The sequence below is a fragment of the Sphingomonas sp. genome, assembly GCF_041661825.1.
Classification (GTDB): Bacteria; Pseudomonadota; Alphaproteobacteria; order Sphingomonadales; family Sphingomonadaceae; genus Sphingomonas.
In genome coordinates, this window is record NZ_JBAZTU010000001.1 from 139,130 (window position 1) to 164,333 (window position 25,204).

The following is a 25,204-nucleotide window of genomic DNA, read 5'->3' on the forward strand; positions in this document are numbered from 1 at the left end:
TCGACGGGCAGGAGATGCGGCAATGTCGACCGACCTGTTCCAAGACCAGTTAGATTCCGAACGGCGACGGCGGGCGCAGGAAGAGGGCGAAGAGCAGATTCGCGCGCACATGCGAGATGTAGATTACACGATCAGAGAATATCCCATAGAAGTACTTGTACCAAAATACCTTATTGGCGCAGAAGATGGAACTAACGAAATATTCGTTCCAGACTACCAGCGTAGTTTTGTTTGGTCTGTTAAACAGCAATCGCGTTTTATTGAATCCGTCATGATCGGACTGCCAGTGCCCTACCTATTTGTGGCCGACGTCGGATCTGAGGACGAAGAACTTTCCGGACGTTTGGAAATCGTTGACGGCACCCAAAGAATTCGAACCCTCGCGGCGTATCTAACGAATGAGCTTCAGTTGGAAAAGCTAACAAAACTTGATGCTCTTAATGGAACTAAGTTGGATGATCTGCTGCCATCAAGGCGACGACGATTTCTCCGTACGACAATCCGTTTAATCGAGTTGACCGAGAAGGCGGACGAGGAGATGCGTCGTGATATGTTCGATAGGATCAACTCGGGCGGTGAGCCGCTCAACCCTATGGAAGTTCGACGTGGTGTACTAAAGGGAACATTCCTGTCGTTCGTTTCTGAGTTAGCAAACGATCCTAAACTGCGAGAAATCGCGCCGCTTTCGCCATCATCGATTAAGCGCCGTGACTATGACGAGTTGGTGGTGCGCTTCTTTGCCTATACGGAAGCATATGATGACTTCAAGCGAAGCGTTATTGATTTTGTGGATGAATATATCGCGTCGAAAGCGAGTTTCGATTTGACGCGTGACGGACCTTCTATGCGATACGAATGGCGTAATATGCTTCGCTTTGTCGCGGACAACTTTCAGCATGGATTCCGGAAATCGAGCACCAACACTCGAATTCCACGAGTTCGTTTCGAGGCGATTGCCGTGGGAACAGCCTTAGCATTGCGGGAGCGGCCTGACTTGAATGTTAGCCCCGCGGAGGTAGCTGACTGGGCCTACGGAAATGAATTTACGAAGCTGGTAACATCTGACGGTGCCAATTCCAGGCCCAGGATCACCGCTCGTATCGAGTTCGTCCGCGACCACCTGCTACGCGAGTGAGGTCCTTCCTAGCGGAGTTTGAAAAGCGCCGGTCTGAGGTACGCCGCTATCTGGCGGTGATGGTTGTTGCCGAGCGCGAACTCGAGAGGAGCGGGCCGCGCAGGCACGATGAAGAACTTAAAATCTTCCGCGCTGGAGCGTTGCTGATCATATACAACGCAGTCGAAGCATCGGCCCGATTAGGTATTCTTGCTATATATGATGAAATTGGTAGAACCGGAACGACGTTTGACCAATTACGGGAAAAATTCCGTGTCCGCATCCTGAATGATTTTAAGAATAATGTTGGCGCCGACCGCCTAACCAGCCTCCGACACGTTGCTATCGACCTGATAGCGAGCAGCTTTGATCCTCAGAAATTGTTCTCGGGCAACGTGGACGCAAAAAAACTTCGAGAGGCAGGCACCACTTACGGCTTTGAAACGAATACCGAATTCGCCCTCACTCAGCACGGCGCCCATTTACTGACTGTCAAGACGCGTAGGCAGGATCTGGCGCACGGTACAGAGTCTTTCTCGGAGGTCGGTAAGCAGTATACGACTGATGATGTCATAAGGATCGCCCGATATTCGCTTGCCTACATGAGCGCTATTTTACGCCACATCGATACGTATCTTGATTTAGAGGGATATAGAGAACCGATTCCAGAGCCACCGCCGCCAGTTATTGCGGCTGGAGTTCCAGTCCTTCGACGTGTGCGCGAATTGCTTTCCCGATCGCTTGCGCGAGTTTGGGAGGGACGGCATTCCCGATGAGAATACCCAGTCCGCGAAAGCTGATATCTTCGGTTGTTTCCACGAAACGATAATCTGGCGGAAAAGATTGCAGGATTGCTGCCTCCCTAATGCTCAAAGCACGATCCTGCTCGGGATGACCAAACCGACCGCTGCCAAACCCATAAAACTGGGTCGTAATAGTCGGAGACGGCTTGCTCCAATCCATGCGACCATAGACAGCCGGGTAGGTTGCACCTGTTTCGCGACGGTGGCATTCGGCACGCAGTTCGGGCTGCCAATCCCGCCATGTTCCTCCAGGGCGCGACGCTCTGATGCGCCGCATGTTGGTGGCACTCAGACGGCTGGAAATATGCAGCGCGTCCGACCCGGCCGCCTCCCCACCCGCAATCGGAGGAAGTTGGGCAATCGCGTCGCGAACGGTGACCGGGGCTTCACGATGCGTCGGATCTGGGAGGTTGATCGGCCCAAGCAGAGAGGCAAGCAAGACTAGCCGTTTTCGCTTCTGTGGAACGCCATAGTCGGTGCAGGCGACCTCATCCCACCGGACATTGTAACCGACACTTTCAAGAGCAGCAACAAATTCACTCCAAACCGTGCGAGTTGCGAGGCCAACCACGTTCTCCATGGTCACGATCTCAGGCAATGTCTCGAGAGCCAACCGCTGGAAGCTCTGAAGCAATTCCCACCGAGAATCCGGAGACTTACGACTTTGGGAATAGGTAGAAAATGGCTGACAGGGCGCGCAACCCGCCAGAACCCGGACGTCAGCCTTCCCGAACCACGAGCGAAGATCAGTGGCGGAGACCTCCGCAACATCACGTTCGAAGAACTTGGCCTGGCAATTTTGTTCGATCGGAAAACGGCAACGCGGATCCAAATCGACACCAGCGGCGACCTTCAGGCCAGCCGATTTCAGACCATAGGCCAATCCCCCCGCCCCGCAAAACAGATCGACCGCAACGATACGCTTCGGACTGCGATGCGCGCGGCCGGCCTGGGCCGCTTTCGTCGGTTCGGCTTTCGTTCTGGTTTTCATCACCCGGCATTAGCAGTAGCGATGGATTGGAGGGAAGATGTCAAGTGCCGCCGCCGCCGCACGTTAGGCACCGCTCATCGATGAGTTATGGCGGGGCAGCAAATTTTGTGGGGGCGTGGTTGACTGCCCACCTAGCGCTCCAGATAACACCGGCCAGCCGCCCTCTCAACAAACGTCCGCCCAGCGCCTACGTCAGCCCCACCGCCGAGCCCGCGTCGCGAGTTAAGATGGCCAAGCCGTGACGAGAAGCGAAAATAAAGAAGCTGACGCGCCAATCTATGGCAGATTTTTCGGCAATGATAAAAGTTCATTTCCCGTCACATGTCTACACGTCATTCTCATCTGTTTCAGATAATTCCTCCTGGAATGACTTCTCCGCTTCTATTATTGGATCTAAGGCAGCGGCGATGGCATCTCGCCTATTCCGCCGGGATGAAAGATCAGAGGCCGCTTTCTCAACGTTGTTTGCATATTTTATTACCAAGGAAGAATCATGCACCAAATCTAATGACCGTTCTGCACCCGCTATGTGCGCAGTCACCTCATCTCCAAACGTGAGAAGCGCACTTCTCATCTTTCTCCGCCCGCCTGCTGTCATCGGCAATAAATTTTTCGCCGCTGCGAGGAATAAAAAAAGCGTATAAAAGTCCGATTTTTTACGCCAGCGAGTTTTGCGAATCTGCGGTAAAATCGCCTCTATTTCGCTTAGGACAGCATTAAATGTCTTTTTCAGTTTTCTTGAATCAGAAAAATCCGTTTCATAAATACGGTAGTATTCTTCTATCTTGGCCTTTTTGTTTTGAAGTCCATTCATGTCAGCTATTGCTAACTCACTAACGTACTCTGCATCCAGCATTCGGCGCCTATCATTCGCCGTGAACACGCCACTTAACTCCCAAAACTCCAAGTCAGCAACTTCTTCTATAGTTTTAATGAAAGATCCCCAGTATGTGGCATGCCTGAGCTCTTGGGGATTCAATACAATATTTGTTCTATTTATCCTTTGGAATATCGACCTAATTTGCTCTTCATCCATCTCCGGCAATACGCGAACCACGAAGTCGTATTCAAATATTTTTTTCTTTTCGTCCGGTCCAAGATCCTCAAAAGAAACGCCTGCCCATCTAGAAATATCATCAGATATCTCGTAGTCCCCAACTATATAGTCAAGAACCGCTCTTACTCTCTGCTGACCATCAACAACAATATGTTGCTCATTTCCAACGGTGTCGACAGCGTCCTGCATGTAGAGCTCAGGTATTGGGTATTCCAACAAGATGGTTTCTATAAGGGCGCTCTGCTGTTTCACCGTCCACACAGGATTTCGTTGGAACGGGGGCGCGAGAATTAGCTTCTCACTGTCCGCAACGCCCTTGAGCCAAGCCACAGTTCGACTAGTCGTTTTCGTGTATCGTTGCATCGGCTTATCCAGATTTAGTTATTATGTCTCGCTGCATGTTCTTTACAGAGTTTATCTGATAAGATCTAAGTGCATCATAATCATTATACACCCGTACATTTATCGAATTAGAGCCACTCTTTGAATCAATTTCATCCAGCACCCTTCGCCATTCCGCACCGAACGGAAAACGAGGGAGGAGGCGATCGGTTGCTATGGCACCCCAGTAGACCAAGTTTGTCTTATGATCGTCCCAAGATCCTCTCTCTCTCAAAGTTAGCTTTGAACGAATCGCGCCGCCTTGTCGCAGGAATCTCCAGGCGGACTGGAAATAAAACGGTGAGATTACCGCCACATCTATGTCAGATTCTGAGTTAAACACTTTAAAATTCTTGTAGGGATTCAAGCTTACTCCTACTGCAGCACTGCCTACGACCGTTATGTCTGCAGGGTCGACGCCCAACCCTCTTGCTAGCTGACGTTTCCAGCTAGAGAATTTTGTTTTGTCGCTTCCCCAAAAATGCGGAACGCGGTCAAAAATGTGGGTTTCCACGAATGCCTCTGGGTTGAGGTTTTTCAAATCTCGGAGGACTTCATCGCGAATGGTCGTCAGTGCCATTTTTTAGAAGCTATCTCTTACCGAATCATTCGGCAAGGACTGCTCTATCGAGGAGCGACCGACTGATCGTTTCCGGAAAGGGCAGACTTACCCCCCATCGACGCCCCGCCCCCACCCCGCTACACCGCGCCCCATGACGACTCAGCTCTACGATCTCACCGTCCCGATCTTCCTCCGGGGCTTCCACGCCATGTCCGCCTTCCTCGCCAAGGGGGAGGCCTTCGCCGCCGAGAAGGGGCTGGATCCCACAGAGCTGCTCACCGCGCGGCTGATCGAGGATATGGCGCCGCTCACCGGCCAGGTGCAGCGCGCCAGCGACACGGCGAAGCTCGCCGCCGTCCGCCTCGGCGGGGTCGAGAATGTGCCCATGGCCGATGAGGAAGCCAGTTTCGCCGATCTGCAGGCGCGCATCGCGAAGACGGTCGCCTTCCTCCAGGCCGTCCGACGCGGGGCGATCGACGGCAAGGAGGACGCCACCGTCACCCTCACCACGCCCGGCGGCTCGATCGACTTCACCGGCCGCAATTATGTGACCAACTTCGTCCTGCCGAACTTCTATTTCCACGTCACGACCGCCTACGCCATCCTGCGCCACAAGGGCGTGCCGGTCGGCAAGCTGGACTATCTCGGCGCGCGCTGATGCCGGTGCGACTGCCGACGATGAAGACGCCCGCGGCCGGGCTCGCCGCCGCCCTGCTCCTCACGAGCTGTAGCGGCGGTGGCGGCAAGGCCGCCGGCGCGGCGGGCATGGAGTTCAGGCCGATCGGCGGGGATGTCTTCGCCGTCACGATCGGCCCGGACGCCGATGTGCCGAAAACCGAGGCCGCGTTCCGCAAGCAGTGCGAGGGCCGGCAGGCCTGCACCATCTATGGCTGGACGGACCCCGCCACCGCCGCCCGCAGCGAACCCCTCACCGACCCGCAAACCGCAGCGCTCGCCGTCCGCTACACCCATAACGCGATCGGCCAGGGCGACATGGAGTGGGACTGCATCCGCTTCCGCGCGGCAAAGGCGCCTTGCCTACCGAAGGCTTAGGGCTTCGCCACCACGTCGGTACGCTCCCGAAACCCGCCCCTTTTCCACGCCAGCCACAAAACGCCACCACTCGCCACGAGCGAAAGGAGCAAGGCGAACAGCGAACTCTCCGGCCCGAAACCGCCCCCGCTCAGGAACGGCGCGACGCCGTGCACAGGCCGCGTGACGAGTGGCCCACCGGCAAAACCGCCAAGCCCCGAAACGGCGCTGCCGAAGACCCAGCCTTGCGTGAAATTCCAGCCCGCATGCATGCCGATCGACAGCCAGGGCCGACCCGTCAGCATATAAAGGCCTGCGCCCACGCCCTCCCCCGCCAGCAGGCAGATCGCCGAAAACAGCGTCGCGTCGGGATTGCCGAGATGCAGCGCGCCGAACAGAACCGCCGCGAGCCCCAGCGCCGGCCACACCCCGAAGGATCGCCACAACAGGCGGAAGATGATCAACCGCATCAGCGTCTCCTCGATCACCGCTGACTGGATCGTCTCCTTCAGCGATGAGGAGATGTGCGACACCGGCACGGCCTCGATCGTCACCATGCCAGCGATCGCCAGTGCCCCGATGATCGCCGCCATGATCGCCCCACCGATCGCAAGGCCGCCCAGCGTTTCCGGCAGCAACGGCGCCAGCGCCAGCTCGTCCGCCGACCGCGCTTCGCCCAGGCGAACCGCCAGCCCATAAACCGCCAGCATGGCGATCGACCCGATGATCACCGCAACCAGCCGAGCTCCGCCGGGCGCGGCAGCGCGCGTGGTGAAGTGAGTCCCATCGGCCCATGCCGCGACCCGCAACACGGAGTCCGCAGCGACATTGAACGTCAGCACGGCGAGCACCGCCAGCACCACCATCCACCCAAGCGCGCGCAGCCAACGCAGCCTGCCCGGCCGAAGCACCCGCGCATTGCCCAACTCGATTCCTGTGGCCGCCATCGATCCCTCCCCCCCAAGATTCTCGTTGGTAGGGCAGGTGCATTATATAAGCAACACACTGAAGCCGGAAGCGGACCTAAGCCAGGGTCAGGTCTCGCCCGCATTTCGAGCAGCAGCGACGCGGCCATATATGGCCCGCACTCTCGCTACGGCACATAGACGAGGTGCACCTTGAACAAGAACCGGTCCGCCTGTTCGACCACATTGACCTGCAGGACCAGATCGCTCCGGCCCTCCTCGACGGTAAAGAGGTCCACCAGCACATCCCAGTAAGTCACCTGCCAACTGCAAACCGACGTTTCCCAGCTCTCATCGGGCAGAACCGTTATCGTGCATCCATAATCCTGGATGACTTCTGCAATGAGAGTCGACGTGTCGTTGCCTGGCTGTTCGACGTCCGCGATGCCATCCAGGGCGTAATTGCGCTCATGAAGCGCCGCGACGATCTCGCGTAATTTGCGTCGCCACAACGACGGAACCGGATACTCCCGCTCTTCGTCTTTCCGCACCGGGGCGAGTTCAATCACGGATTGCACCTTGGGATTGGAGTGTGATCGCAGCGGCCTCCTCTTGTTGCTGCCTGCCATTCCGTTTTGCAATCATCCACCGCCCGCCGATTCAACACGCGGCTGGTCTATGCTCAAATCTCCCGGAACCCGCCCCTCCCGTCGGCACGGGAGCGCCCGAACAACTGGATTCCGCAGGCAAGAAGAGCATGAAGAAAATCCGATCAATTCTCATAATTCGGCGAGTAAAATGGCAATACTCTCACAATCTGTTGGATCGCCGATCGCCGCGCCTGGACAGTCCCTGCGCTGGGACAGGTTCCGTTCATCGACGATTCTCGCGCAGGACCAAAGAAACGGTCGAAAAATTCCGGGTGGACGTTGGCTCTCAAGATACGCCGAATATTCGGCCGTTTTCCGCAGTTCCGTGCAAAATCGCCCACGCGTTCTTCACGATTACTGCCCCGCCTCTCCAACACCCCGCCGGCGAAAACCGCGCCTTGATTCAACGTTCCCGCACCCCGCTCTATTCCGGACAGCACAGGGGTCACTCCCTCCCGCTCTTTATAGTGTCCAGCCCCTTCCCTCCCGCGATCGGCGCGGACGGCCCGGTACGCCCGATGACAATGATTTCACTTCACCTCCGCCGCCCGGCGCGCGACACAAGGCGCGCGCCCGCCATGCCAGACACCTCGCCCCCCTCGCCTCGCCCAAAGGCACCGCCCATGCCTCGGCGCCACGCCGTCATCCTCTGCCTCTATCTGGCGGTCGTCTTTGCCTGCTGGATCGACATCACGCTGAGACGGACCGAGCTGATCTCGCCCGTCGCCGAACCCCTGCTGACGGTGATGCTGTGCGCCGGCGGACTGCTCGGCATTGTCCCGGCCATCCTGTTGTTCATCCAGGCTCGCGCCTCGCAGCGTGCCGGCCTCCGGTCTCAAAGACCCCTATTGTCCCTGGTCGTAGCGCTCATCGCCCTCCCCCTGATCTGCGCTATGGTGTCGGGCTATACCGCGGAGCGCCTTACGGAAATGTACGCCTTCTGGGGCAGCGACGCGGTCGTCGCGCCTGTCCTCTACCCCATCACGGCCTTCAGGACCGGGCGCCATGGCCCCTATGCCAGCCTCGATCACGGGGCATTCGACCTGCCGATCTCCTTCGCCGACGAAACGCTGCTCAAGGCCTCCCCGCCATCGCACCAGCCCTGGGCGCATTGCCTCAGCGTCGTCCGGCAGCAACAGGGCGACGCCGTGCGCATCGTCCTGCCACCCCGGCCGCACCGCAACGTGCAAAGCATCCTGCCATGCCCTAGATCGGTGGCATGGTTGCCCTGATATCGAGCGCCGGCGCGGATGCGGCGGTGAAGCGCTCCTTCCCGCCGGTCGTCGCCCCGGATACCCGCCTGCTCCTCTGCGGCAGCCTCCCCGGCGAGCACTCGCTCGCCGCGCAGCGTTATTACGCGCATCCGCAGAACCAGTTCTGGCAGCTTATGTCCGGCGTCATCGGCCGGGACCTGCCCGCGCTCGCCTATGAGGACCGCCTCGCCGCCCTGCTCGCTGCGCGCGTGGGCCTGTGGGACGTCGTCGCCAGCGCCCGCCGCGACGGCAGCAGCGACGCCGCGATCCGCGATCTTGTCGGCAACGATCTCGCCGGCCTGGTCGCCACCCTGCCCGATCTCCGCGCGATCGGCTTCAACGGCGCCACCTCCTTCCGCCACGGCACGAAGCAGCTCGGTGAGGTCCCCGGCCTGGCGCTCATCGCCCTCCCCTCCAGCAGCCCCCTCCACACCGTCGGCGCCGCCGCCAAGCAACCCGCCTGGAACGCGCTGCGGGAGTACCTGGCCTAACCACAACCCCCTTCCCCCCTTCTTGCTTCCCCGGCGAAGGCCGGGGCCCAGTTGGGAGACGCTTGGAAACGGTCGGCGCGCTAGTCACGAACCCTTCCCCTACTGGGCCCCGGCCTCCGCCGGGGAAGGTAAAAAGAAGTCCCGAATCCGATTCAACAAACCAAACCGTTCATGCTATGTTCTCAGCGTGCCGGACGACTCGCCCCTCCTGCCCCCGCGCCCGCTGCGCTGGCTGTTCCTCGACCTGAACAGCTATTTCGCGAGCGTCGAGCAGCAACTCCAGCCCGAACTCCGCGGCAAACCCGTCCTCGTCGCGCCCGTGAACAGCGACACCACCGTCGCCATCGCTGCCTCGGTCGAGGCCAAGCGCTACGGCATCTCCACCGGCACCCCCGTCTGGGAAGCCAAGCGCCTCTGCCGCGATCTCATCATCACGCCCGCCCGGCACGAAAAATATGTCGAATTCCACGACGCCATCATTGAGGAAATCTGGAAGCACATCCCCGTCACACGCGTCTGCTCGATCGACGAGGTCGCCTGCCGCCTGCTCGATAATGAGAACAGCCTGGAGGCCGCGGTCGCACTCGCCCACCGCATCAAGGCCGGCATCCGCGCGAACATTGGCGAGTGCATGACCAGCTCGGTCGGCATCGCGCCCAACCGCCTGCTCGCCAAGCTCGCCTCGGACATGATGAAGCCCGATGGCCTGGTCGTGCTCACCGCCGATCAGCTTCCCCAGCGCCTGTTCGACATGCCGCTGCGCGACATCGCCGGCATCGGCGCGAAGATGGAGCGGCGCCTGGCGCAGGACGGCATCAACGACATCCGCCAGCTCTGCGAGCGCCGGCCGCGCGACGCCGGCACGGCCTGGGGCGGCACCAATGGCGATCGGCTCTGGTATCTGCTCCACGGCGTCGACCTGCCCGAGAAAGCGACGCAGAGCCGCTCGATCGGCCACAGCCACGTGCTCTCGCCCGGCAAGCGCGGGGTTGAGCCGGTCCGCCTCACCGCGCGGCGTTTGGCACTCAAGGCGGCAAGCCGGCTGCGGCGCAAATCCTATCGCAGCCGCCTGCTCGTGCTCCACGCCCGGTTCGAGGACGACAAGTCGACCTGGCGCGCCAGCATCAAGCTGCCGGCGACGCAGGATAGTTTTGCGGTGCTGGCCGGGCTCGAGGCGCTCTATCCGCGGCTGGTCGCGGTCGGCCGCACCCGCCCCGGCGACTTCCAGATCCGCATGGTCGGCGTCACCCTGGCGGAGATCGAACCGGTCGCGGGCGAGCAGGAATCGCTCTTCGCCCTGCTCGATCCAAACGACCCGCTGGCGCGCGAGACTCGGACCCTCTCGCTCAGCCGCGCGATGGACCGCATAAACCAGCGCTTCGGCCGCAACGCAGTGTCCGTGGGGCCGCTTCATGGCGGAAGATTGGACCGGGTCGGCACCAAGATCGCCTTCGGCAGAATCCCGGAATTGAGCGAGTTTCACGAATAGTCCGACACTTGGCCAACGCTTTTCAATATGACGTTTTTGTGACCGCCCGGAATGGGTCGGAAAATCCTATACGATGTGATAATAAGCTATTGACGCACCCGATTCTGTGAGCAAAGCAGCCCCCGACATGACGAGCCGCTTCATCCCCCTCGCCGCCGTCGCGCTTCTCGCGCTTTCGGCCTGTAACAACGACAAGCCGGAGACGGTCACCCTGACCGCGCCGGATCCGCAGGCGGCCGAAATCGCCAAGCGCGCGCCGGTCGAACTGCCGCCCGCGATGAAGGCGGAAGCCACCATGCGCTGCAAGGACAACAGCCTCGTCTACGTCACCTTCTTCGAAGGCGACAAGATGGCCGTGGTCAAGCTGGCCAAGGACGGCCCCGCAACGACCTTGAAGGCCGAGAAGGCCGGCGATCCGCTGGTCGCCGAGGGCTATTCGCTCACCGGCTCGCCCAAGACCATCAGCCTGACCGCACCGGGCAAGGGCTCGACCACCTGCCACCAGTAAGGCAGCCGTTCCCCTCGACTTCCATCAGGCCGGCGGAGCGATCCGCCGGCCTTTTTCATGGGCTGATGGTTGCGCGGTTCCAACAGCTCGGGCACCATGTCCCGCATGGCCACCATCGCGATCTACAGTCTCAAGGGCGGCGTCGGAAAGACCACGCTGGCGGTCAACCTCGCCTGGTGCGCCGCGACCCTCTCGTCCCGCCGCACCCTGTTGTGGGACCTCGATCCCCAGGCCGCGAGCAGCTTCCTCCTCTCGTCCGGCAGCAAGGCGAAGGATCAGGCCCAGTCGATCTTCTCCAAGGATGTCGAGCCGTCCAGGTTGATTCAACCTACCGGTATAGATCGGCTAGACCTGATCAGCGCCGACTCGTCACTACGCGGGCTCGACCTTCTGTTCCACGAACTCGACAAGAAGAAACGCCTGCAAAAACTGCTCACGGGTCTCCGCAAATCCTATGACCGCATCCTGCTCGATTGCCCGCCCGGGCTCACCGAGACGAGCGACCAGGTGATGCGCGCTGCCGACCTGATCGTGGTGCCCGTCATCCCCTCGCCTTTGTCCGAGCGCGCTTATGCCGAGGTGGTGAAGCATCTCGGCACCAAGGCCCAGGTCATGCCGGTCCATTCGATGGTCGATCGCCGCCGCAAGCTCCACGCCGAGGCGCTGGCGCGCAATCCCGACTGGCCCGTGGTGCCGATGGCCAGCATCGTCGAGTCGATGGCGGTGCGCCGCGCCCCCGTCGGCGTCTATGCCGCGAAGTCCCCGGGCGGCCAGGCCTTCGCCCAGCTCTGGCAGGCAGTCGAACGGCGGCTGTCAAAGTGAAGGGAGCGCCGCCCGATACGGCGGCAGCGTTCGCGCCGCTCGATCCGCAGCTGGTGCTCGGCGCCTATGCGATCGGCGTCTTCCCCATGGCCGATGCCCGCGACGCGGACGGGGTCTATTGGGTCGAACCCAAATACCGCGCGGTCCTGCCGCTCGACGGCTTCCATCTGTCGCACTCGCTGCGCAAGACCATCGGCTCGGACCGCTTCCGCGTCACCGCCAACGCCGCCTTCGAACAGGTCATCGCGCTCTGCGCCGAGTCGGCTGCCGATCGCCCCGACACCTGGATCAACCCGCAGATCGAACAGGCCTCGATCGAGCTCCACCGCCTGGGCTTCGCGCACTCGATCGAGGTGTGGGACGGCGACGAGCTCGTCGGCGGGCTCTACGGCATCGCCCTCGGCCGCGCTTTCTTTGGCGAGTCCATGGTCAGCCGCGCGCGAGACGCGTCGAAGGTCGCGATCGCCTGGCTGGTTGCACGGCTGCGCGTGGGCGGCTTCACCCTGCTCGACTGCCAGTTCATGACCGATCATCTCGCCTCGCTCGGTGCGGTCGAGATCCCGCGCAGCACTTATGTCGGATTGCTGTCCGCGGCGGTCGACGGGGTGGTCGGCGCCGGCGCCTCGGCGGCGGGCGCGGCTGCGGCAGGCGACTTCTTCGCGCTCGACCGCGGCGTGTCGTCGCCGCCGCCGACCGGCACCGAATCGGGACCACCGACCGGGAAGGTCATCGCGCAGCTCTTGGTCCAGACATCGTAGATCGGGTGCTGGACGACATTCAGCGCCGGACGCTCCTTGTACAGCCAGCCCGAAAAGGCCCGTTTCCAGGTCCGGTCGAGCTGCTGGACGTCGAGCTGGACGAACGCGCCGGTATAATGGTCCTGCTCCCATGGCGCGGTCTGCTCGCAAGCGCGCAGGCGGATGATCACATCGCCGACCCGCGCTGCCTCGCCGGGCTTGAGCGTCACCTCGCGGGCAGCACCGTTGCGCTTGTTGAGCAGGCCGATCACCGCGACGCGCTGCGCCATCGGCGTCGCGCCGAACGACGGGTCCGCGCCGCTCGGCACGTCAACCGTCACCACATCGGATGGCGGCTGATCCTCGTCGAGCGCGGTCTTGGGCGTCGCCTTGGCGCCGGGCGTTGCGGCCTTCCGGTCGCACGCGCCGGTTGCGAGCAGCGCAAGGATCGCCGCGCCGCCCAGCAATCGCCGTATCACTCGGGCGCCCAGGCTTCGTAGTCGCCGGTCGCGGCGGCGCGGTGGCCGCCCTTTTCCAGCGCCCCGGGCGGACGATAGGCGAGCGCCGTGCCGGTCATGTTGGGCACCGCCGGCTTCTCCCACACACGCGGCGCGGGCAGCGAGCGATCAGGCAGGTCGTCGACCTGATGGTGCAGCCAGCCGAACCATTCGGGCGAGACGCGGCTCGCATCATTGGCGCCGGCATAGATCACCCAGCGGCGCGGGATGCCGTTGGGGTCGGTACCGCCCTCATAATAGACATTGCCGAGATGGTCCTCGCCGACCTGAGTCTTGCCGCGCAGGCCGATCATGGTGCCCCAGCTAGCGCCGTTCCACCAGGTGAATGGATTGAGGTTGATGCCCATGCGCCGCCGCTTACCCGTTGCTCGCCACGCGGGCAACTGCCCTCGCACTGTTCCGTCTCATCGCGCTGCCCCGGCCAGGATCATGGTCGCGATCGTATCCGTCACCGCCGGGTCGATTCCCATGGAGGGATCGCCATAGGTCGCGACATTGGCGTTGCGGCCTTCGCCCGTCACTGGCTTCAGGACATGGTTGACCCCGGCGAGCGTGACCATCTTCGCGGACGGCCGTGCATTTTTGAGGGTGGACGCATCCTCGATACCGACCTGCAGATCGTTCTTGCCCTGCAGGATGAGCACCGGCCCCTTCGCCGTGGCGATGAGTTTGGCAGGGTCGTAGCGGAAGGCATTGATAAGATAGGGCTGTACACGCGAACTGAAGAGACCGGCGAGCGCCGGGTGCAGCGCGCTGACATCGACCTTCCGGCCCGCTTCGAGCGAATCGATCGCGGCGAGCGCCGAGGGCAGGATCCGCGCGTTGGCGGGGTTGGCGCGCAGCTGCTCGCGGAGGACCTCGCCCATCGGCCGGCCCGCGGTGGCGACCAGCACCAGGCCGCAAATGTCGGTCGCGTCCTGGGCCGCAGCCAGCGCGACCAGGCCGCCCTCGCTATGCCCGAGCACCCAGACGCAGGGCACGCCGGTACGCTGGCGGATCACCGCGATCCAGCTGTGCACGTCGGCCGCATAGTCGGCGATGGTCACGTCGTTCGCGTCGGGAATGGCCCGGGCGCTGCCGAACATGCCGCGCTTGTCGATACGCACACTGCCGATGCCCCGCGCCGCCAGCCCGTCCGCCAGTTGCCGGAACACGGCGCCGCGCACCCCGAGCGGGCTGTCGCCATCGCGGTTGGTCGGCCCGGATCCGGGGACGATCAGCACCATCGGCGGCGTCGCGGCGTTCGTCCCGGTCGCCTCGACCAGCGTACCTTGCAGCGGCCCCGATGGCCCTGGTGCCTCGATCGTCCCGTCAGCGGCTGCTTGCGGCACCGCCAGTGCAAGCAGCAGCGCCGCGATCACTTGCCGTGGCCGGCCCAGGTCACCTTGTCGCCCTCGGCGATGCCGAGTTCGGCCGAGCGGCCGCCATTGATCTCCAACACGGCCGCGACCGGCTCGCCCGAGGGGATGGGCGTCTCGGAGAAGGGCACGGTGTTCTCGGCGATCGTCGCGATCGTGCCGTCAGCGCGGATGAAGATGATGTCGAGCGGGCTCGGCGTGTTCTTCATCCAGAAACTGGCTTCCTTCGGCCCGCCGCCATTGGGAGGATAGGGCGCGAACAACATGCCGGCATTGGGCGCGATGCCGGTGCGGAACATCAGGCCGCGCTGCTGCTCCGCCTCGGTCTTCGCCGTCTCGACGGTGAAGTCGTGAGCGCCGTTGGAACTGGTGACGGTCAGCGCGATCGTCGTGGCCGGGGTTTCCGCCGAGCCGGACGAGGCAGCCGCACCGTCACTGGAGCAAGCGGTGAGCGCCAGCGCGGACAGCGCCAGCGCCGCCGCGAAATTCTTCAGCATCATGACAGAATCAGCCTTCCTCTTCGACCACCACCGCGAGCGGGCCCTTGCGGCCCTCGACGATGCGTGCCCGCAGGCGTCGATCGGGCTCGACCTCCGCGATACCAGCACGCCGCAGCGTTTCCATATGGACGAATATATCGGCTGAATCAGCGTTGCGCACGAGGAATCCATAGCCTTTCAGGCGGTTGAACCACTTTACCGTCACCGGCTCGAACGGCCCGGCATCTTCCACCAGCGCCGCGGGATCGATCCGGTCGTCCCCCTGCCGTGCCCGAATCGGCGGCTCGATCGCGTTGCTCAGGTCGATCGACACGATTTCGTTCGCCTGGAAGCCACGCTCGCGCAGCACCGCGAAACAATCGACTCGCGCGCCTTCCGGCAGGCTGCGCCGACCATGGGGCTGGAGCACGGAAAAGTGAATCAACACGTCCCCGATCGAGGGATCGTCAGCGACGATGAAGCCGAAACCGCGGGTGACGTCGAACCATTTGAGGGTGCCAGACACCGACAGCCCGCCCGGCTTTTCGACCGGCGACGGCTCAACGATGGTCTCATCCCAGGTCCGGCCCCCGAACGCCGGTTGCGGATCGTTACGCATAACCAACTAATCCCCCGGACCTCCTATTAGCACGGATCGTCGCTAGGACAAAAACGACGATTCAACCGGATGTCACTCAAGCTGATCGGTGTCCTCGCCGGGCGCCATCGAGGCGATCTTGCGCGACAGGGTGAAGTCGTGCCCGCCGCGGATCATCGCAGCGATCTGCTTCTCGCGCTGCGGCCGATCCGGCGCGACCGCGGCGAACGGGCCGATCCGGCGCTTGCGGGCAAAGGTCAGCGCTGCGTCGAGGCGCCGCTCCTCAATGCCCGGGGCGAGCGCCTCGCTATCCTCCTCACCGATGCCGGCCTGGCGCAGCACGCCGCTCACGCGTCGTTTGCCGAGCCCGCGCCGCGCCATAGCGCTGGCACGCGCTTCGCCGAACGCCCGGTCGTCGATATAGCCCAGCTCGGCGAGTTTCTCAGCGAGCGCGGCGGGGTCGGCCGGATCGCCCTCCCAGCCCCGTTCGCGGATCTTCCGCACGAGGTAGGAGGTGAGACGCCCCCGGGTCGTCGCGAAGCGTTCGACATAGCGCAGCGCAAGCCGTTCCAGCGCCGCCGCATCGAGCGGCGGAGGCGGTCGCCGCTCTCGGCTGGGGCGGGTCTGAGGCATCACGCCATCATTGTGCCACACTCGGAACGGATTTTGAACGTCAGGAAGCGGCAGAGATGCAGGCTTTCATAAAGAAGCGGCTTTTGGGGAAAGGCCGCATTCAAGGGCGCAAGGAATAATGGTTAGTGACGTTCCGGGATCGGAAGAGCTGTTGGCGGAGCGCGCCACGGTGACATCGACGCCCACCGAAGATTCGCTCGAGCGACGCTTCGCGGATTTCGAGACGCTTGGGGAAGCGCTCGATTACGCGGCCAGCGGCGTTCGCGGACTCAATTTTCACGATGCGCGTGGCGGGCTGGTGCGCCCCTATCCGTTCGCCGAGCTGCGCGAGGATGCGCTGGCGATGGCGCGCCGGCTGGTCGCGGCCGGCGTGACGCCCGAAGACCGTATCGCGCTGGTCGCCGAGACCAGCCCGGACTTCGCCGCCCTGTTCTTCGGCGTAGTCTATGCCGGCGCCTGGCCGGTGCCGCTGCCCTTGCCGACCTCGTTCGGCGGCCGCGATTCGTACATCGAGCAGCTCCGCGTCCAGCTGTCGAGCTGCGACCCGACGATGCTGATCTACCCGCCCGAGCTGGCCCAGATGGCCGGCGAGGCCGCCCGCCTTGCCGGGCTCGAGGGCGTCGACTGGTCCGAACTGGCCGAGCGCCCCGCGCCCGAGGCAGCGCTGCCGGCGGCCAAAGGCACCGACATCGCCTATCTGCAATATTCGAGCGGATCGACCCGCTTCCCGCACGGCGTGGCGATCACGCACCTTGCGCTGCTCAACAACCTTGCGGCGCACGGGCATGGCATGGATATGCAGCCAAGCGACCGCTGCGTCTCCTGGCTGCCCTGGTATCATGACATGGGCCTGGTCGGCTGCTTCCTGTCGCCGGTCGCGAACCAGGTGTCGACCGATTACATCAAGACCGAAGATTTCGCGCGGCGCCCGCTCGCCTGGCTCGACATGATCAGCCGCAACCAGGGCACCACCCTCTCCTATTCGCCGACCTTCGGTTACGACATCTGCGCGCGGCGCATGTCGAGCCAGACCAAGGCGAGCGACCGGTTCGACCTGTCGCGCTGGCGCGTGGCGGGTAATGGCGCCGACATGATCCGTCCCGACGTGATGCAGAGCTTCGTCGACGCCTTCGCCGATGCCGGGTTCAAGGCGACTGCCTTCCTGCCGAGCTACGGCCTGGCCGAAGCCACCCTGGCAGTATCGATCATGCCCCCGGGCGAAGGCATTCGGGTCGAACTGGTCGAGGAAACCCAGCTTTCCGGCGTGGCCGCGGGGCAGGACCGGCCGCAGCGATATCGTGCGATCGTCAATTGCGGCAAGCCGGTGCGCGACATGAAGGTCGAGATCCGCGAGGAAGACGGCACGCCGCTTCCCGAGCGGGCGATCGGCAAGCTGTGGTGCTCCGGCCCGTCGGTGATGGTGGGATATTTCCGCGACGAGGCGTCGACCGATGCCTGCATGGTCGATGGCTGGCTCGACACCGGCGACATGGGATATCTGTCGGACGGCTATGTCTATATCGTCGGCCGGGCGAAGGACATGATCATCATCAACGGCCGCAACCATTGGCCGCAGGACATCGAATGGGCGGTCGAGCAGCTGCCCGGCTTCAAGGCCGGCGACATCGCCGCCTTCGCCATCACCACGCCGGGCGGTGAGGAAACCCCTGCCGTGCTGGTCCAGTGCCGCAGCTCCGACGATGCCGAGCGCGTACGCCTGCGCGAGGAAATCCGCGAGCGCGTCCGCTCGGTGACGGGCATGAACTGCGTGATCGAGCTGATCCCACCGCGCACCCTGCCCCGCACCAGCTCGGGCAAGCTGAGCCGCGCCAAGGCGCGCAACCTGTATCTCAACGGCGAGATCAAGCCCTACGACATCGCGGCGTAACGGAGCGGCGCCTGCCGGGCGCCGCATCGGTCCCCAAGCACTGCCGGGCTCAGCCATAGCCGAAGCGGACGGGCTCGAGCGGGAAACCGGGCGGAATCGGCCTGGGCGGCGGCGCCGGTGGCGGCGGCGGATAATCGTCCTCTTCCGGACTGGTGCCGGGATCGCGGGGGGGACCAAATTCCAGGCCGGGCTCCGGCGCAACATCCTCTAGCGGCGGCTGTCCGGCGGCCATCTCGCTGGCGCGCTTGTGCTCCCTTGCGCGAGCGAGCGCCTTTTCGACCATCTCGGCGGTGATCGAACCGGGCTTGTCCTCTGCCTGCCCGCCCCATTTCTTCGGCTGGCGGACCCGGAGCCATTGCAGCGCGGCATTGGGATCGGGCGGGAGGTGATGCTGGTAGGTCGCATAAACCGGATCTTCGCCGGCACTTTTGAACACTTTGGTGCGCTCCACGGTGCAGCCGATAGCACGGGAATAGAGCGCGCGTTCGACCCGGGCGTCGGCGTGCTCCTTGCCGGCGACGACCGCCTCGGCGAATGCCTCATGGGTGTTGCGCCAGCGATAGATGGTGCGGACGCACACCTCGAAATGCTCGGCAAGCTCTTCGTCGGTGGCACCCAGGCGGCACATAGTGCGGGCCTGGTCGGCAAATTCGGGTTCGTAGATCATGGCGCTGGAATAGCGGCGCTGGGGCGAGGGTTGAATCAAGCGGGCGGTGTTGGGAATGTCAGTAGGGTCGCTGACATTTTCGACGGTCGGCTTATCCAATTACTCTTGCTAAATCAATGTATTAGCCAATAAGGAAAATCTGCCCGGATTCTCTGGCTCGACCCTGAGACAGCGGTCAGACTTCCACCAAGCGATCCTGCGCCGCCTGCAGGCTATCGATATCCTGGCGCGGCGGGGCTCCGAACAGGCGGCGATATTCCCGGCTGAACTGGGACGGGCTGTCATAGCCGACCGCAAAACCGGCCGCGCCCGCGCTGGTGCCTGCCGCAAGCATCAGTCGCCGCGCTTCCTGCAAGCGCAGCTGCTTCTGATATTCGAGCGGCGTCATTCGCGTCACCGCCTTGAAATGCGCGTGCAACGACGAGGCGCTCATCCCGGCCGCGGCGGCGACCTCATCGATGCGCAGCTGTTCGTGAAAGCCGCGGCGGATGCGCGCAATGGCGCGGCTGACCTGATTCAGATGGCTGTCCGCGGTCGCCATGTGACGCAGCATCGCACCATGCGGCCCGTGCAGCAGGCGATAGGCGATCTCCCGCTCGATCAGCGGCGCGAGCGCGGCCACCGTGTCGGGCCGGTCGAGCAGCCGCACCAACCGGCGCCGTCGATGCCGCGACGCCGCCCGTACCCAGCGCAATGGCGGCAGGTTCGGCCGGCGCGGCCAAGGGGCTGATGCTGTCGTCGGCGGAGATACCGATGGCGCCGGTCTGTGCCGTGGCCGCGAGTGGCGTGGTGCAGGCAAGCGCGACACCGGACGCAGCGCAGGCAAAGGCAGCAATTGCGCGGAATCCGCGCTTTATGGTGCAACTGGTCATGATCCCCCCTCGCCTTGCTCGGCCGCACCGGCGGCTACGCGGCCATTTCGATGGCATCGTGCCGTCCGGTTTCACGCACAGCAAGCGGAAAGAGGACGCGGTAGCTCACCGGGTCCTGGCTAGTCAGGCGATGGTTGTTTTCGGGAGTGACAAAAAAAGGGCGGCCCCTTGCGGAGCGGGCGGACCGTGACCACGCCATCGTCCTTGCCCGCCAGATGTGCGGCGCTCGACCAGCGCCAGCCCTCCGGCCTGTCGACCAGGCGCGCCCGAACCTGGTTCATCTCGACATAGCGGGCGGCGCTGGCGAGATAGGCACATCCATCGCCACCGCCACCGCCATCGCCATCGCCATCGCCATCGCCATCGCCATCGCCATCGACCCGAAGCGCCCCGGCATTATCGTATCCAGGCGCGGCTAATTAGTAAACTATCACCGTAATTCCGTCACCGTAATTCCCCGTCCATGCAAATATAGACGCGTCGGGCGCGGGCTAATTAATTTGAGTGTCACCGGAGCCATTTCTAATCATTTATCCAAATCACATCAGCAAACTCAATTTGCAGCCTCGTCTTTAATAATTTGCACAAACTCAGCCTCAGATAAGAGTTTGCCATAGAGACTGACTTCACCAAAAATTGTGTTTACTAAGGTCGCACCGCGCCAAGTTGCGGCCTCCATTGCCGCGCCGGTAAAATCAGCACCGGTAAGATCTGCAGCTGAAAAGTCACATGACTTTACATTTGCGTTCCTAAATAAACTGCCTCTCAAGCTCGAATTACAAAATAATGCGGAAAACCAGCAATTAGAGAAATCAGCATAATCGAGAATGGCTTTGGAAAGGTCGATAACATCACCATCAATCATATCGGCGTCTAGCTCTAGTCCAGTAAAGTCTCTTTCTCCATCGGCGTATCGGCCCAATATGTCGCCACGGCTTTTAATGTTTACTTTATCCATAGACATTTCTCACATAATCGATTTTGTTAAACAGCTAACGCGGACATATTATCTAATACTTTGTATTAAATCAGTGTACCTCTTTAATGTCATTGGCTCGCCAGGAATTATTTCATAATGATTGGGATCTTTTCCCTGCTGCCTAATCAATAAGCCTTGAGGAAGATTGTTTCTAATCGGCGTCGCAGCACCAAACCTATTAATCATAGCCTGACGATTGGTGCTCATAGATATTCCACGGCCTGCCTTAACTATTCCATTTTCGTCTACTTTTACGTCATTTGGGCCAACCGTAAACGTCTTTCCACCTCTGTAAATAGTTCTCCCATTAACTTGCAACTGAGGTTCTTTAGTGGTAGAAACCATAGTTTTACAAGATACGGAAAGACACCACGCGGCGTATTGGACCCGGTTGACTTTTATGTTTCCGCCAGACCCATCTGGAATAGTGTAGGTCGTTTCCGTTCCGCCATTGCCAGGTGCTGGCCCCGGCTTACCAGGCTTTGCAGCATTGTTCTCGGGAACAAGGGCACGCAGCCCAACACCCGCTCCGGTCGTGCAGTCACCACTGGCATTGCTGAACAGCGACCCTGTGCACTCGCCACTCGGATCGGCGTGATTGACGGGATCGTTTGTGACATAGGCATATAGATTGTTCTGATCCGCATACCCGATCGGATCCGTCTGCAAGAACCGCCCCAGTTTAGCCGAGTAAACCCGCGCTTTGTAATAATACATGCCAAGATCCGGCAGCCAAGTCTGCCCGGTATATTGGAACGCACCGACGTCACCGCCGCTCGACACGCCATATTCGTCATAGGCCTTGATCGCGAGCGCGGTACCCGAGGCATCCGCCACCGACACGATCGAGCCCTGGTGGTTGCTCTGCAGGCTGCGGCGATCCGTCAGGCCCGAGCCTTCGTACCAGAGCTGCGGATCGTCATCACCAGGACCGTGGACATAACGTCGCAACAGCGTGCCCGAGGCGCCATCATATTCCGCGATCCGCTCGTCGCCATCGTACAGGAACTGGCGGATCGCAGCCGAGCTGCTCGTTTGGAACAGCCGGCCCAGCGGATCATACACCATCGATGTCGTAAGAGAGCCGGTCGCCGAAACCAGCCGGTTCTCCACGTCATAGGTAAAGCTCGTGCCGCCGTTGGATGCCAGATTGCCGTTGGAGTCATAGCCAAGCGGCAGGCCGCTGACTGCGGTGTACTGGTTCAGCCCGTTGACGCTGTACGCCTTGGTCTCCGGCAGATAAGCGGTGTAGACATAGCTGTCTTTGTTGCGGCCGAAGCTGACGATCTGGCTCGCACTGTTGTAACCGATCGTGGTGGTGATATCGGCCGTCGTCCCGGACAGATCGTCGGCCAGGCTGTTGAGCCGCGACACATCGTCATAGCCATAGGTCGTCAGCACTGCCCCACGCGCAGCATGCCAGCGCTGGCCCTTCGCGTCATAATCATAGCTGCCGATCTGGGTCGCGCCGTTCTGTCTGATTGTGCTCATCCGGTCGAGGCCGTCATACTCATAGGTGAAGTAATTGGTGTCGGGATGCGTCACGCGCAGGCGATTGCCGTCCGCGTCGTACTGGCGACCGACAGTGCGGCTTATTCCGCCCATGCTCACCGTACTCGAGGTCAGCCGCCCGAACCCGTCATAGGCGTTGACCACCGCGTCGGACCCGTTCGTGCTGTCGAACCGGGCCGAGGTCTGCAGGCTCCGCATGTCATAGCCGAAGTAGACGTTGCGCACTGCCCAGGCCGGTGGCGTCGTGCAGGCATAGCCCGACACGCACGCCCCGCTGACCGCCTTCACAATCACCCGGTCGAGCGCATCATAGCTGTAAGTGAGCGTACGTCCGTCGCGCTTTTTCAGGCTCGTCCGGTTGCTGTTGTCATCATAACCATATTGCTCGAAATCGGTCGTGCTCGCGGCACCCGGTGTGGTCGTCGACGGGAACGCCCAGATCGTCTGGCGATCGAACCCATCATAGCCATACGCCGCCTTGTTGCCGTTGGCGTCGGTGATCGAGGCCGGCTTGCCATTATCGGTATAGGTGTAGGTCGCATAGGTCTGCTGCAGCGTCGTTGGGAAACCGTTGGCGGTCGTCACGCCGTAAGCCTTCTGCACCTGTAGCACTTGCCCGGCATTGTCGTAGACGGTCCGCGTGATCCGGTCAGGCCCGTTGCTGCCGGTTGTCCCAAGCGTGCAGGCGTTGGCCGGCAGGCTGGTATAGACTGCCGGGTTCATACGGACTGCCGTGCATTCCAGGCGCCCGACTGCGTCATAACTGTATTGGGTCACCGCGTATGGCGTGCCCCCGGAAGAGACGACATCCTTCACCTTGCGATTAAGCGAGTCGTATGTGATGTCCACCTGCTTGGAGATTGCGAAAGCAGTTATGCTCGTCCAGACTAATGGATCTACCTCTCCTGGCCATCCCGCCAGCTCGCCCGTTTCAACTTTGATGAGTCGCCCCGCCGGATCATAGGTGTTCCGCACAGCGGCGTATTGAAGAGGCCCCGTCCCATCGGGGTCGGGAGCGATCGTGCCGACTACACGGCGCTCGAGATCATATCGGGTAGCGCTTGTGAAAGCCGACGGCGAGGTCTGCGCCAGGGCGGCCGTGGCACTGCACCCTAGGGCGATCACCACGACGACGAGCCTGGCTCGACTGGTCAGGAGCCGGCTCACGAGCAGCTGGCCAAAGCTGCGCGCGGAGCGGTCTCACTGATTCTGTTGCCTTGCCAATCATAGCCATAGCATGTTCGGAGGGTGACGCCGTCGGCGGTTATTGCGACGCCGCGCAAGAGCAATGTGTTGGGGCCACTGTTCGGCCCATAGTCGTACGTTTTCACCACTTCGTCGGCCGCCCCGCCGGCGCAGGCGTTCCCGATCGTCGCGGTAGTCTTGCAGGTCCGCTCATCCGAGACCAGCCATATGCCACTCGACATGGCACTGTAGCCGCCGCCGCTATTCTTGATCCAGGCAGTCCGAAGTTGGTAAGTATATCGGACGACGGCCTGCAATCCCGCGGTATCCGCAGGGCCGGTCGTGGACAAGACACCGCCATGCGTAGGATCATAGGTGAAGCTGGTGACGTTGCCCTTTGCGTCTGTGGTTGACGTCGGAAGATTACATGTAGCCGTGTTCGTGCATGACGACGGAAAAGCTTTGGTTTCAATCGTGATTGGAGACAGTCCAGAGCCTGGCTTTGGAATTATCGTCGAGCCTGAAGGCACGCCGCGCGTATTGTAGTTCAGCCATACAGAGTTAAGTTCGGGGTAAGTGCCCCCCGTCAGCAAGCGGCCGTAAAAGCCGAGTTGGAAATGCTTACCGTTCTGATCATAGTAGTCCGATAATGACCTCTGATGAGAAAATACAAAACCCATGTAGTGGCCAAGAGGATCCATCATTGATGCGTCTTCAATGGAGTTCAAGTCATCAGGATCTGACGTCGCATTTCCTCCACAACTACAGGCATATGTCCAGATATCTCCATTTGCCAATGTCTGCTTTACGACCGAACCCATGGTGTCCGGAGTCGAGGTCGAGTTATATTCATTGGTGACACGACACGTAAAAGAGTTTGGATCAGTGGGACAGGTAAGATATCCGTTGGCATATGTATAATGAGAAATGGCCCCGAGGGTGTTTGTGGACTCCGCGAGATTTATTCCGCTATAGGAATAGGATGTTTTTAGAGATGCTCCAGTACAAGTTGTAGCTGCGGTGACGTATGTTGCCGATAAATTGAAAGCGCATGCGCTTGAAATCTTTCCATTTGAGCCATAGTCAAAAATCAGGGCATAACCTTGATTGTGCACTATCATTTTTAATTTACTGCCGACGTATGAGAAGGATAATATCTCTCCATTCGGCTTTGTTATACTCTGAACGGGAAAATTATTGTTCGATGTATTTGAGGCAAACTTATACTTCACCCCTTGCCGGTCAGTGAAAATATCAAGTCCGCCTTCCCGAACTAGGCTAAATCCGGTTTCATCCATCCTCGGCACAGAGGGAGTGGAACTTGGATAGCTCCAAAATCCGTAAAATTCTCCTCCTATAATGACGTTTGTCTGGCTGTCGAAATTCCATGTCCCAAATTCTATTTTTATATCGAAGTTGTGACTCCAGCCGTATCCGAAGATTTCCATGACACCTGTCCTGGAATTCGCTGGCTTACTTGAATACATTCGTTCCAGCGAGAGGGGGCCTACAGACAAATCTGAATAGGTCGCTCTGAAGGCAGAATCGAAATAATTCACACCGGTCGGGCTGACTATATGTTGCCTCGGTGGATCGACTTGCGCTTGGGCAGAAACTGCGCATCCGCTCACAAACACGGCAAATAGCTGCGCGGTCCGGCCGAACATACGCATTATGATCTCTCCCCGATGTAAATATGCAGTCTTGCGCGAGCTTGCTG

Annotated in this window: 27 protein-coding genes and 1 pseudogene; 12 read left to right on the plus strand and 16 right to left on the minus strand. The window is 61.1% G+C overall.

The annotated features are described in order from the left end of the window. Window positions 1–22 precede the first annotated feature (22 nt). The gene (locus WC729_RS00590) at window positions 23–1,135 is read left to right on the plus strand and encodes a DUF262 domain-containing protein (protein WP_372848465.1); all 1,113 of its coding nucleotides are present in this window, start codon (window positions 23–25) and stop codon (window positions 1,133–1,135) included. Beyond that, window positions 1,132–1,890 (plus strand): MAE_28990/MAE_18760 family HEPN-like nuclease, encoded by a 759-nt coding sequence (locus tag WC729_RS00595; protein WP_372848467.1) that lies wholly within the window; start codon window positions 1,132–1,134, stop codon window positions 1,888–1,890. The genes WC729_RS00590 and WC729_RS00595 overlap by 4 nt, the downstream gene beginning before the upstream one ends. Here WC729_RS00595 and WC729_RS00600 read toward each other — a convergent pair. The 3 genes from WC729_RS00600 to WC729_RS00610 all read right to left on the minus strand — a co-directional run bounded on the left by WC729_RS00600 (window position 1,799) and on the right by WC729_RS00610 (window position 4,926). Beyond that, entirely contained in the window at window positions 1,799–2,908 is a 1,110-nt protein-coding gene (locus WC729_RS00600; RefSeq protein ID WP_372848469.1) for a DNA cytosine methyltransferase, read from the minus strand. The two genes, WC729_RS00595 and WC729_RS00600, sit on opposite strands and share 92 nt — an antisense overlap. Before the next feature lie 325 nt (window positions 2,909–3,233). Further along, on the minus strand, window positions 3,234–4,328 hold the full coding sequence (locus WC729_RS00605) for a DUF262 domain-containing protein (protein WP_372848471.1): 1,095 nt from the start codon (window positions 4,326–4,328) through the stop codon (window positions 3,234–3,236). A 4-nt stretch (window positions 4,329–4,332) separates the two neighbouring features. Next, window positions 4,333–4,926, minus strand: a complete 594-nt coding sequence (locus tag WC729_RS00610; RefSeq protein ID WP_372848473.1) for a hypothetical protein — start codon at window positions 4,924–4,926, stop codon at window positions 4,333–4,335. Window positions 4,927–5,059: 133 nt separating this feature from the next. Between WC729_RS00610 and WC729_RS00615 the strand changes: the two genes are divergently transcribed. Both WC729_RS00615 and WC729_RS00620 read left to right on the plus strand, forming a co-directional pair. After that, window positions 5,060–5,566, plus strand: coding sequence for a DUF1993 family protein (locus tag WC729_RS00615; RefSeq protein ID WP_372848475.1), 507 nt, complete (start codon window positions 5,060–5,062; stop codon window positions 5,564–5,566). A 20-nt stretch (window positions 5,567–5,586) separates the two neighbouring features. Continuing rightward, window positions 5,587–5,961, plus strand: coding sequence for a hypothetical protein (locus tag WC729_RS00620; protein ID WP_372848477.1), 375 nt, complete (start codon window positions 5,587–5,589; stop codon window positions 5,959–5,961). Here WC729_RS00620 and WC729_RS00625 read toward each other — a convergent pair. Beyond that, window positions 5,958–6,887, minus strand: a complete 930-nt coding sequence (locus WC729_RS00625; protein ID WP_372848479.1) for a lysostaphin resistance A-like protein — start codon at window positions 6,885–6,887, stop codon at window positions 5,958–5,960. The two genes, WC729_RS00620 and WC729_RS00625, sit on opposite strands and share 4 nt — an antisense overlap. A gap of 146 nt (window positions 6,888–7,033) precedes the next feature. Continuing rightward, window positions 7,034–7,474 carry a hypothetical protein gene (locus WC729_RS00630; RefSeq protein ID WP_372848481.1) on the minus strand — a complete coding sequence of 147 codons (441 nt, stop codon included), beginning with the start codon at window positions 7,472–7,474 and terminating at the stop codon, window positions 7,034–7,036. A gap of 644 nt (window positions 7,475–8,118) precedes the next feature. On the opposite strand from WC729_RS00630, the gene WC729_RS00635 reads away from it, so the two are divergent. The 6 genes from WC729_RS00635 to aat all read left to right on the plus strand — a co-directional run bounded on the left by WC729_RS00635 (window position 8,119) and on the right by aat (window position 12,816). After that, window positions 8,119–8,727 (plus strand): hypothetical protein, encoded by a 609-nt coding sequence (locus WC729_RS00635; protein ID WP_372848483.1) that lies wholly within the window; start codon window positions 8,119–8,121, stop codon window positions 8,725–8,727. Next, window positions 8,715–9,239: a DNA-deoxyinosine glycosylase gene (locus WC729_RS00640; protein WP_372848485.1), complete on the plus strand. Its 525-nt coding sequence runs from the start codon at window positions 8,715–8,717 to the stop codon at window positions 9,237–9,239. The genes WC729_RS00635 and WC729_RS00640 overlap by 13 nt, the downstream gene beginning before the upstream one ends. 187 nt (window positions 9,240–9,426) lie before the next feature. Then, on the plus strand, window positions 9,427–10,728 hold the full coding sequence (locus tag WC729_RS00645; protein ID WP_372848487.1) for a type VI secretion protein ImpB: 1,302 nt from the start codon (window positions 9,427–9,429) through the stop codon (window positions 10,726–10,728). Between the two features lie 127 nt (window positions 10,729–10,855). After that, on the plus strand, window positions 10,856–11,236 hold the full coding sequence (locus WC729_RS00650) for a hypothetical protein (RefSeq protein WP_372850971.1): 381 nt from the start codon (window positions 10,856–10,858) through the stop codon (window positions 11,234–11,236). 105 nt (window positions 11,237–11,341) lie between these two features. After that, complete coding sequence (locus WC729_RS00655) at window positions 11,342–12,058, plus strand: ParA family protein (protein WP_372848489.1); 717 nt, start codon at window positions 11,342–11,344, stop codon at window positions 12,056–12,058. Continuing rightward, on the plus strand, window positions 12,055–12,816 hold the full coding sequence (gene aat / locus WC729_RS00660; RefSeq protein WP_372848491.1) for a leucyl/phenylalanyl-tRNA--protein transferase: 762 nt from the start codon (window positions 12,055–12,057) through the stop codon (window positions 12,814–12,816). Before WC729_RS00655 ends, aat begins: the two co-directional genes overlap by 4 nt. A 35-nt stretch (window positions 12,817–12,851) precedes the next feature. Here aat and WC729_RS00665 read toward each other — a convergent pair. The 6 genes and pseudogenes from WC729_RS00665 to WC729_RS00690 all read right to left on the minus strand — a co-directional run. Next, window positions 12,852–13,085, minus strand: a pseudogene (locus WC729_RS00665) (DUF2155 domain-containing protein); the annotation flags it as partial. Window positions 13,086–13,270: 185 nt separating this feature from the next. Further along, a complete protein-coding gene (locus WC729_RS00670; RefSeq protein ID WP_372848494.1) occupies window positions 13,271–13,660 on the minus strand; it encodes an NADH:ubiquinone oxidoreductase subunit NDUFA12 in 390 nt (129 codons plus the stop codon). A 57-nt stretch (window positions 13,661–13,717) separates the two neighbouring features. After that, a complete protein-coding gene (locus WC729_RS00675) occupies window positions 13,718–14,674 on the minus strand; it encodes an alpha/beta hydrolase (protein ID WP_372848496.1) in 957 nt (318 codons plus the stop codon). Beyond that, window positions 14,671–15,171 (minus strand): DUF192 domain-containing protein, encoded by a 501-nt coding sequence (locus WC729_RS00680; protein WP_372848498.1) that lies wholly within the window; start codon window positions 15,169–15,171, stop codon window positions 14,671–14,673. The genes WC729_RS00675 and WC729_RS00680 overlap by 4 nt, the downstream gene beginning before the upstream one ends. Window positions 15,172–15,178: 7 nt before the next feature. Next, window positions 15,179–15,769, minus strand: coding sequence for a cold-shock protein (locus WC729_RS00685; RefSeq protein ID WP_372848500.1), 591 nt, complete (start codon window positions 15,767–15,769; stop codon window positions 15,179–15,181). 72 nt (window positions 15,770–15,841) lie between these two features. Further along, window positions 15,842–16,381 (minus strand): regulatory protein RecX, encoded by a 540-nt coding sequence (locus tag WC729_RS00690; protein ID WP_372848502.1) that lies wholly within the window; start codon window positions 16,379–16,381, stop codon window positions 15,842–15,844. Window positions 16,382–16,499: 118 nt separating this feature from the next. Between WC729_RS00690 and WC729_RS00695 the strand changes: the two genes are divergently transcribed. After that, entirely contained in the window at window positions 16,500–18,269 is a 1,770-nt protein-coding gene (locus tag WC729_RS00695; protein ID WP_372848504.1) for a fatty acyl-AMP ligase, read from the plus strand. A 49-nt stretch (window positions 18,270–18,318) separates the two neighbouring features. Here WC729_RS00695 and WC729_RS00700 read toward each other — a convergent pair whose 3' ends face one another. Then, window positions 18,319–18,936, minus strand: coding sequence for a hypothetical protein (locus WC729_RS00700; RefSeq protein ID WP_372848506.1), 618 nt, complete (start codon window positions 18,934–18,936; stop codon window positions 18,319–18,321). A 175-nt stretch (window positions 18,937–19,111) separates the two neighbouring features. Then, window positions 19,112–19,585, minus strand: coding sequence for a helix-turn-helix domain-containing protein (locus WC729_RS00705; RefSeq protein ID WP_372848508.1), 474 nt, complete (start codon window positions 19,583–19,585; stop codon window positions 19,112–19,114). Between the two features lie 44 nt (window positions 19,586–19,629). Here WC729_RS00705 and WC729_RS00710 point away from each other — a divergent pair, with 44 nt between their 5' ends. After that, on the plus strand, window positions 19,630–19,998 hold the full coding sequence (locus WC729_RS00710) for a hypothetical protein (RefSeq protein ID WP_372848510.1): 369 nt from the start codon (window positions 19,630–19,632) through the stop codon (window positions 19,996–19,998). 363 nt (window positions 19,999–20,361) lie between these two features. On the opposite strand, the gene WC729_RS00715 is transcribed toward WC729_RS00710, so the two are convergent. Genes WC729_RS00715 through WC729_RS00725 form a run of 3 tightly spaced genes read right to left on the minus strand, consistent with a single transcriptional unit; the run spans window position 20,362 to window position 25,157 of the window. Next, the gene (locus tag WC729_RS00715; protein WP_372848512.1) at window positions 20,362–20,766 is read right to left on the minus strand and encodes a pentapeptide repeat-containing protein; all 405 of its coding nucleotides are present in this window, start codon (window positions 20,764–20,766) and stop codon (window positions 20,362–20,364) included. Window positions 20,767–20,814: 48 nt separating this feature from the next. Further along, a complete protein-coding gene (locus WC729_RS00720) occupies window positions 20,815–23,466 on the minus strand; it encodes an RHS repeat domain-containing protein (protein ID WP_372848514.1) in 2,652 nt (883 codons plus the stop codon). Next, window positions 23,463–25,157 (minus strand): DUF6531 domain-containing protein, encoded by a 1,695-nt coding sequence (locus WC729_RS00725; RefSeq protein WP_372848516.1) that lies wholly within the window; start codon window positions 25,155–25,157, stop codon window positions 23,463–23,465. Before WC729_RS00725 ends, WC729_RS00720 begins: the two co-directional genes overlap by 4 nt. Between the last annotated feature and the right edge of the window lie 47 nt (window positions 25,158–25,204).